This is a genomic window from Collinsella sp. SGI.180, assembly GCF_050313455.1.
In the GTDB taxonomy this organism is placed as follows: Bacteria; Actinomycetota; Coriobacteriia; order Coriobacteriales; family Coriobacteriaceae; genus Collinsella.
On sequence record NZ_JBNPLL010000003.1, the window covers coordinates 162,290 to 171,121 of the forward strand.

8 protein-coding genes are annotated in these 8,832 nt (G+C 51.0%); 1 reads left to right on the forward strand and 7 read right to left on the reverse strand.

All coding sequences use genetic code 11. From position 1 onward, the window contains the following. Positions 1-20: 20 nt before the first annotated feature. Positions 21-1,982 carry a DUF6541 family protein gene (locus ACQRAP_RS02530; protein WP_427794815.1) on the reverse strand — a complete coding sequence of 654 codons (1,962 nt, stop codon included), beginning with the start codon at positions 1,980-1,982 and terminating at the stop codon, positions 21-23. A gap of 137 nt (positions 1,983-2,119) precedes the next feature. Between ACQRAP_RS02530 and ACQRAP_RS02535 the strand changes: the two genes are divergently transcribed. Continuing rightward, the gene (locus ACQRAP_RS02535; RefSeq protein ID WP_427794817.1) at positions 2,120-2,995 is read left to right on the forward strand and encodes a beta-1,6-N-acetylglucosaminyltransferase; all 876 of its coding nucleotides are present in this window, start codon (positions 2,120-2,122) and stop codon (positions 2,993-2,995) included. A 49-nt stretch (positions 2,996-3,044) separates the two neighbouring features. Here the strand turns inward: ACQRAP_RS02535 and ACQRAP_RS02540 are convergent, their stop codons facing one another. The 6 genes from ACQRAP_RS02540 to ACQRAP_RS02565 form a co-directional block, all read right to left on the reverse strand. Beyond that, positions 3,045-3,980 carry a glycosyltransferase gene (locus ACQRAP_RS02540; RefSeq protein WP_427794818.1) on the reverse strand — a complete coding sequence of 312 codons (936 nt, stop codon included), beginning with the start codon at positions 3,978-3,980 and terminating at the stop codon, positions 3,045-3,047. Between the two features lie 256 nt (positions 3,981-4,236). After that, on the reverse strand, positions 4,237-5,685 hold the full coding sequence (locus tag ACQRAP_RS02545) for a sugar nucleotide-binding protein (RefSeq protein ID WP_427794820.1): 1,449 nt from the start codon (positions 5,683-5,685) through the stop codon (positions 4,237-4,239). Between the two features lie 14 nt (positions 5,686-5,699). Beyond that, positions 5,700-6,722 carry a dTDP-glucose 4,6-dehydratase gene (rfbB, locus tag ACQRAP_RS02550; RefSeq protein WP_427794821.1) on the reverse strand — a complete coding sequence of 341 codons (1,023 nt, stop codon included), beginning with the start codon at positions 6,720-6,722 and terminating at the stop codon, positions 5,700-5,702. 24 nt (positions 6,723-6,746) lie between these two features. Next, entirely contained in the window at positions 6,747-7,646 is a 900-nt protein-coding gene (rfbA, locus tag ACQRAP_RS02555) for a glucose-1-phosphate thymidylyltransferase RfbA (protein WP_427794822.1), read from the reverse strand. A gap of 3 nt (positions 7,647-7,649) precedes the next feature. Continuing rightward, positions 7,650-8,015 carry a DUF2304 domain-containing protein gene (locus ACQRAP_RS02560; RefSeq protein WP_427794823.1) on the reverse strand — a complete coding sequence of 122 codons (366 nt, stop codon included), beginning with the start codon at positions 8,013-8,015 and terminating at the stop codon, positions 7,650-7,652. Continuing rightward, positions 8,012-8,713 (reverse strand): glycosyltransferase family 2 protein, encoded by a 702-nt coding sequence (locus tag ACQRAP_RS02565; RefSeq protein ID WP_427794824.1) that lies wholly within the window; start codon positions 8,711-8,713, stop codon positions 8,012-8,014. Before ACQRAP_RS02565 ends, ACQRAP_RS02560 begins: the two co-directional genes overlap by 4 nt. Positions 8,714-8,832 lie beyond the last annotated feature (119 nt).

Genomic DNA, 8,832 nt, shown 5'->3' on the forward strand with positions numbered 1-8,832 from the left:
AAGAGCGAACACATTAAACGCTAACGAACAATACGATAAAGACGCATCGATTCATCGGCCAACACAATTTCAAAATTGGGGTCAGAATCATCAATTGATTCAATTCCAGCCCAATCAGCCTGATTATATCCTCCGCCAAAATAGTAACCACCGGAATCAAGACTGAAACTATTATCCAAAAGAAGAATGTAATGAATACCGCAAGCTTTAATTGATTCCAACTGAGACGTGTTATCAGACGAAAGGTAACCAGCGCAGAAACGACCGATGTCGTCATGCCCATGCTTATACCAACCGCGATTAACAACATTAAGATCAGAAACGGCATACGCATAGGCGCTACCATCGTATGGATAGTTCAGAACCTCCGCATTTCCGGTAATCGCATGAGCCTTATTAATGAAATCGATTTCCTTCAAATCCAATCCATTAGCTTTAGGCTGAAGAGAATTATGCGAAATCATCATGAAGCGAACTTGCCCAAAACCAGTATTCAAATAGCCATTTTTAGGGATTTCAAAATTAGGGATAAAAATAAGAACAATTGCAATTGAAGTAAGGATTAATCCGGCACGTTTGTCAAAATTAACAGTTATCGAACTTATCTCTTTACCAAATATCCCTAATGCAGTTTTAAGCCATGAGTACACAAATGAGCATCCCAGACCAGCTAAAAACACTCCGCTGAATACCAGGTTAGAAGCAACCCTAAAACTATCGCTATACCAAAATCCAGCAAATAAATGCTGCAGAGAACCTGATACAGATGTATCAACGATATAAATTAATGAAAAGAGAAGATGCGAAACAGTCAGCCACCGATAAGACGGAATGACCAAAGAAATGCCGAATCCCAACAAGACAAAAGATGCAAGTATCCACTGTGGAGCGGAAGTCTTGGTTAACGACAGCATCAAAACATCTACAACCGCCTGAAGATGCGATTGATATGGAGGCCAGTCAAAAGATACAACCCCTGCCAAAAAAGAGCTTTTATACATCAGGAACCAAAATACAAAAACAAAGCAAGTGAAAAGAAATTGAAAGATGAAAGTTTTAGGCAGACCGTACCCTTTTTCTTTAAGAATGCCGCCAATGCGCCAAATAGCATAAGGCGCAAGAAAAACTACGCCCGTAAAAATGCTACTGGAATGGGCAAATACAAGGACAAAAACACTAGCCAGAAAAGCCAAGCACCTCAAAATAAACGAATGCACGCAGTCCGCATCTAATACGCCAACGAAAACAAACATAACTGAAGGCAAAAGTGAAAAGCCGATTATGTTGGGATATAACGGTCCAAAAATACATAGACCCCAAGGAAAGGCGGTAAAAGCGGGGACAAGACACGCTGTCCACAGTTTAACTGAAGGCATTTCGACAACACGATCGATTAATAAACCGAAACCGGCAGGGAAAATGAAGCAAATGATCACAAGATTTGCAGCGTTTGCCGCAACGCAAACATTCTGTTGCCCAAAAGATGCCCCTAATGCCGCAAATGTTCGCCAAAGATTTGGATATCCCAGGATTGAGTTTTCTGCAAAATAGCCTATATCCAAAAACTGTCTAACTGTTGAGAGATGGGCGATGTTGTCATTTTCCTGATAGAAAGATGAAGCAGAATCCAAGGGCAGCACATAGAAGCAAAGAGCAACTAGCGAAGTAACAAAACATGCCAACAGGCAGATTTTGAATCGCTCCGTAAGCAAGTTGTCCGACACAAGAATCCGTTTATGACGAGCAATAGCAAAAACGATTAAACCGACAGCGAGAACAGGTAAAACAAGACCAGCCCAGTTCACTTTTACGCAAGCAAGTCTAAGCACAAAAGCAAGAACATATATAGAGCCGAGGGAAATCAAGGGCGAAATGCAAAAACTAATATCTTTCTTGAGACCCATGGAACGCGCAAGCAAATAGCCCGGCGCAACAACCATAACTAGTAAAAAAAGAATATCGAGTAAAAGCAAAACCCACATACGATAGTTATCCTAGCGAACTTAAATGAATGACTGATATCACAAATCTTAAAGCATAAGTTTAACCATAATGAGGTATTCTCAAACAATGTTTTGGAATAATGACTATTTGAACAGTTGGGAATAACAGTAAACAAATGAAAGAACTTGCGATTCTACTGATGGCACATCGCGATGTAGATCTGATTAATAGATTGATATCTCATCTGCAACATCCGGAAATAGATATTTACATTCACATCGATAAGAAGTCTCAATTTCTAGTAGACTTGATTGTGCCATTCCAAAACACTACCATCCTTTCGGAAAACGAAAGTTACGATGTCCATTGGGGGCAAAACCAGGACAATCGAGCAGCCATCGCGCTTATTAATTGCTCCATTGGTAAATACAACCATTATGCCTTGATTTCAGGACAACACTACCTGTTGAAAAGCGCAGAATCTATAGTTGATGAACTTAAGAAGACGCCCGAAGTGGATTTCATTTCTATAATGCCGCGGGACAGCCCCATTTATAATTCTTTTATTGGGAGATCGGTTCTATACTGGCCCGAATGCTTAATTGGACGCAATCCCTTACAAAAAGGAATTAGTTATACCTATCGAAGCGTCAGTAAAGCACTTGGTTATCCCCTTAGGAGAAACAGAGGGCACCATTCAACGGATTCTTTTATGTTTGGAAGCCAATGGTGGATTTTATCTGCAAACACGATCGATTACATTTACAACAAAATACATAATGATCCCAAAATTCTTGATTACTATGACAATAGTTTTTGTCCTGACGAATGCATTTTTCAAACCCTTGTCAACGAATACTCAGAGTCACATGTAGTTAATGACAATCTCACCTACATTGATTGGTCTGAGGGGAAGGCATCGCCAAAACTGTTAACTAAAGATGATTATAGTTTGCTTGAGTGCTCAAATTGCCTATTTGCTCGCAAGTTCGACTCAATTGCAAGCAAAGAATTGCTTGATAGGATAGACCAAAATTTATTACAGGCATAATTCAAATATGTGCAGACTGACCAGAATTAGAATAATGGCCAGTCTGCAATTAACTTAAGCATTTAATTGCCACAACACGGACCATATTAAATAGATTTTTGCAATATGCCCTCGAGATAAATGGAATACGAGCCAATTGAAAGAGACCCTGCATTATCTTTCCAGCCCTGAGCAACTGTAGTCCATTGTTGAACCAGTTGTTTGCCTTAAGGTAATTTATACTCACGTGCTGATTAGAGCGAAAGGAAATTCGCGCAGCAATTTCTTTAACATCTAAACTATGACCACGCTTGTATGCAGAACTCAAAATTCGCGAAACAAGATATTGGTCGTAAAGGTTTTTTCGGGAGATACTTTCAGCGGTCATCCGATAGTAAATAAGAGGTTCGGGCACATTGCCCACTGAGAAACCGGCTTGCAGAGCCCTTAACAATAAATCATAATCCTCTGCAAGCGGGACACTTCGATAACCCAACTCAAATACCGTTCGTTTACCAAACCAGGACGGATGGGGCACACAGTTTCTAATCGCAAGTGCACGTTTAACCGATGCCGCCGATGAAGGTATGGCATCGACTAGGTAGAGCACTTCTCCGTTTTCGTTGATTGCATTTAGATACGATCCAACCAAATCGAGGTTATTCTCTCTCAGATAGTCGAATTGACGCTCAATACGATTTTTTACAGAAATGTCGTCTGAGTCCATTCGACATATATACTCACCGTGTGATAATTTGAAAGCCTTTGTCAACGCTTTCGATAATCCAAGATTTCGTTCATTTTTAATTAAACGTATCCTGTTATCATAATCAGCCCTTGATTCCGCAATTCTATATAGAACATCGTAATTGGGATCATCGAAGACGATGATGACCTCAATTCGAGAATACGACTGCAGCAATATTGAATCTAATGATTCGGAGAACTCATCGGCAGTCTCTCTGTAACATGGCATCAAAACTGAAACTAACGGCAAACTAGTCAAACAGATACCTCCTCAAAGCATAGGAGCAAACGAAATTGAACTATATAATTACAACTTAGTAATCTTTCCATGTGGTGCTGCCTTATGTTGACCTCACTCATGCACTCAAATCGCGCCGCACGCAATCCAATCCACAATCAACATGTTATTGAAACGCCAAACATGTCAGCACCGTCTCTGAAGGACGACTCGCGGGGCGGTGCGCAAGCAATACCCATCGGCTCTTCTCGAACTCTAAGCTCTTGAGATATGTAAATTATCTTATGGATGAAGCAAGCTCTTCCTCCCAGTCGGGCATATGGAAGCCGATGAACTCGAGCTTGGACAGGTCAAGCGCGGAATGGACCGGGCGCGGGGCGACGGGGCCCTCGGCGCCGGCGTAGTAGTCGTCGGTCGAAACCGGCACGACCCTGTCGCCGTTGCCGTTGGCGGCCTCGAAGACGGCGCGGGCGATGTCGGCCCAGGACTTGACGGCGCCGGAGCCGGTGCAGTTATAGGTGCCGTAGGGGGCGTGCGAGCCCAGCACATGGAAGATGGCCTCGGCCATGTCGCGCGTGAAGGTCAGGCGTCCCAGCTGGTCGTCGACCACGGTGACCTGCTCGAGCCCGTCCTCGGGGTCGGCGACGCGGTCGGACAGCCCCCTCATGGTCTTGACGAAATTGTGCCCCTCGCCGATGACCCAGCTGGAGCGCATGATGTAGTGGCGAGGGCACCCGGCCACGGCGATGTCGCCGGCGGCCTTGGTCTGGCCGTAGACGGAAAGCGGGCTGAGGGGCTCCTCCTCGGTATGCACCTCCTCGGTGCCGTCGAAAACGTAGTCGGAGGACACATGGACCAGGGTGATCCCGTGCCCGGCGCAGATGCGGGCGAGCAGCGCCGGGCCGGTCGCGTTCGCCTTCCAGGCGGTCACGCGGCCCTCGGGAGTCTCGGCCCTGTCGACCGCCGTGTAGGCGCCGCAGTTGATCACGGTGCCGTAGAGCGACCAGTCGTATTGTGAATAGGCGTCCGGGTCGGACATATCGAAGGTGTCGATGTCGCAGAAGTCGAAGTCCCTGGCGATGCCGCGCTCCTCGGCCAGCGCGCGGACCGCACGGCCCAGCTGGCCGTTGCAGCCGGTGACGAGGGTGCGCTTCGGAGCCATGGGGACGACGTCGGCGAGCATCGGGTGGTTGAGGTCGGCCTCGGATACGGTGGCCTCATCGAGCGGGATCGGCCACTCGATGGCGAGCTCGGGGTCGGCGAGGTTCACGAACGTGTAGGTCCTCTTGAGCTCCAGCGACCAGTGGGCGTCCACCAGGTAGGTGTAGGCGGTGCCGTCCTCCAGGGCCTGGAAGGAGTTGCCCACGCCGCGCGGGACGTAGATGGCCTTGCTTGGGTCCAGTACGGTCGTGTAGACCTTCCCGTAGGTGGCGCTGCCCTCGCGCAGGTCCACCCAGGCGCCGAAGACCGAGCCGCGGGCGACGGAGATGAACTTGTCCCAGGGCTCGGCGTGGATGCCGCGGGTGACGCCCCTCTTCTCGTTGTAGGAGATGTTGTTCTGGACGACGCGGAGGTCGGGGATGCCCAGTGCGGTCATCTTGGCGCGCTGCCAGTTCTCCTTGAACCAGCCGCGCGAGTCGCCGTGTACGGCGAGGTCGACGACCATCAGGCCCCCGATGCCGGTCTCCGTGACGGAGAGGTCCTTCTCGAATTCTAATTCAGCCATGCCACTCTCCCCTCCTACTGCCCCTGTGCCCTGTAGCGGGCCTCGGTGGCCTCCTTGGCCGGGCGCCACCAGGCCTCGTTGGCGACGTACCAGTCGATGGTCTGCTTCAGGCCCTCGGCGAAGTCGGTGTGCGCCGGTCTCCAGCCCAGCTCGCGCTGGAGCTTCGTGGAGTCGATGGCGTAGCGGCGGTCGTGGCCGGGGCGGTCGGCGACCCAGTCGAAGTCCCCGGGGTCGCGGCCCATGGCCTCGAGGATCATGCGGAGGACGGTGATGTTGTTCTTCTCGCCGTCGGCGCCGATGAGGTAGGTCTCCCCCGTGCGGCCCTTGGTCAGGATATCCCAGACGGCCGAGGAGTGGTCCTCGGTGTGGATCCAGTCGCGGACGTTCTCGCCGCGGCCGTAGAGCTTGGGGCGGACGCCGTCGATGATGTTGGTGATCTGCCTGGGGATGAACTTCTCCACGTGCTGGTAGGGACCGTAGTTGTTGGAGCAGTTGGAGATCGTGGTGCGAAGGCCGTAGGTGCGGGTCCAGGCGCGCACGAGCATGTCGGAGGACGCCTTGGTGCTCGAGTACGGGGAGCTCGGCCTGTACGGCGTCTCCTCGGTGAACTTCGCCGGGTCGTCGAGCGCCAGGTCGCCGTAGACCTCGTCGGTGGAGACGTGGTGATAGCGGACGCTATATTTCCTCACGGCCTCCAGCAGGCGGAAGGTGCCCTCCACGTTGGTGCGCAGGAAGGGCTCGGGGTCGGCGATGGAGTTGTCGTTGTGGCTCTCGGCGGCGTAGTGCACGATCGCGTCGTGGCCCGGCACCAGCCTGTCCAGCAGATCCGCGTCGCAGATGTCGCCCACGACGAGCTCCACGCGGTCCGAGGGCAGGCCTGCGATGTTCTCGGGGTTGCCGGCGTAGGTCAGCTTGTCCAGGACGGTCACGTGGACGCCCGGGTGGTTGTCCACCACGTAGTGCACGAAGTTGCTGCCGATGAAGCCGCAGCCGCCCGTGACGATGATGTTTTTAGGCTCGCAGAGCTCTTCGGACATGTTTCTATCTCCCATTTAATCGGATTAGTACTCGCGCGGGCTGTTGACGATCTCGCCGGCGGCGACCTTCTTCAGGTGCTGCCCGTAGACCGACTTGCCGTAGGCCTCGGCGGCCTGCTTGAGCCCCTCGGTCGTGATCCAGCCGTTCTCCCAGGCGATCTCCTCGGGGACGGACACGGGCAGGTCCTGGGAGTGCTCGACGGCGCGGACGAACTCGGCGGCCTCGTGCAGGCTCTCCATGGTGCCGGTGTCCAGCCACGCGTATCCGCGGCCCAGGGTGACGACGGAGAGCGTCCCCTCCCCCAGGTACATCTGGTTGAGCGTGGTGATCTCCAGCTCGCCGCGGGCGGAGGGCTCCACCCTGTGGGCCTTGGCGGCCACGTCGCCCGGGTAGAAGTACAGGCCGGTGACGGCGTAGGAGCTCTTGGGCTCGGCGGGCTTCTCCTCGATGGAGACGGCCCTCCCCTGCGCATCGAACTCCACGACGCCGAAGCGCTCGGGGTCGTCGACGTGGTAGCCGAAGACCGTGGCGCGGCCCGACTCGGCGTTCTGGACGGCGCGCGTCAGGTGTCGCGACAGGCCGTTGCCGTAGAAGATGTTGTCACCGAGCACCAGGGCGCACGGCTCGCCGGCGATGAAGTCCTCGCCGATCGTGAAGGCCTGCGCCAGGCCGTCGGGGCTCGGCTGCTCGGCGTAGGAGAGGTTCACGCCGTAGCGCGAGCCGTCCCCGAGCAGGCGCTCGAAGTTGGGCAGGTCCGTCGGCGTGGAGATGACCAGGATGTCCCGGATGCCCGCCAGCATGAGGGTGGACAGCGGGTAGTAGATCATGGGCTTGTCGTAGACCGGCAGCAGCTGCTTGGAGGTCACGAGCGTGAGCGGGTACAGGCGCGTGCCGGATCCGCCGGCGAGGATGATGCCTTTCATTGTTTATCTTCTTTCTTCATGAGTCTTGTCATTGTGATACCGCTCGTATTTCTCAATCGCTAATTGCTGAGTTAACTCGCGAAGCTTTGTATCAAGCTGTGATAAACGAACGCTCAATTTGAAACAAACTATTAATAGGATAAAGATGAAGAACAAGAAAACAAAATTCGAAGGCGACATTGTGCCGACAAGATTCGAAAGCAGGAAAAACACTTGAGGGAAAATGCTGCCCAGCAACAGTAAAGCTGAAAAGCAAAACCAGAATAACGAATCCTCAAGGCGCATCTTGGAATCGCGAATCTTGGCGGTCATGTAACCAAAGGTGAGCAAAGAAGCAGCGAATAGTGCAATGCGAAGAGGAAGTGTCATGCTGCATCGCCCTCCAGGCGCTTACGAAAGAATTGAATGAACAGAATCGACAAAGTCATGCGAAGCATATACCTAGCAGAAGATTTCCAATTAAAGTAGCTCTCCCCAGCCTCGCGCTCACTCATCCGAACCGGAACTTCCACTACAACGGCGTCAGTTGCGCGAATTAAATAAGAAACTGTATCTGGCTCGGGCCCCATATTCAAACCGAGAGCTAAATATCTAATCATTCGCTTGTTGAAAGCACGCATGCCAGAAGTTGGGTCATGAATGGTATGCCCAGTCGTCAACTTGATAGCAGCTTGAATAATGCTGCTTCCAAGCATACGAAGAGAAGGCCCCTTTGAGTGATTAACGAATCGAGAGCCGATTGCGATATCGCACAGCTCAAGGGCCTTTTGTAGATCAGGAATATATTCTGGCAAATGCTGACCATCTGCATCAAATTGAATAGCACAGTCGTAGTTATGTCGATATGCGTACTTAATGCCAGCCTGAAAAGCCCCTGCGAGACCGAGATTACAAGTTAAATCTAGGTAAGGATATCCATTTTCACGACAGATACGAACGGTACCATCTGTAGATCCGTCATTAACAATAAGAAAATCGGCATCAGGAACAGTAGATATAAGCCGTTCCACTGTTAACTCGATAGATTCTTCCTCGTTGAAAGCTGGAATGATAATTAGCGTATTCAAAACAATCTCTCACAACATTCGATGAAACAATCTAATAAGAAAAAAATTATTCTTAATTGTACGCAAACATCTAACTACCAACACCCAAGTATGCCCAAACAACAAACATAAACAAAAAC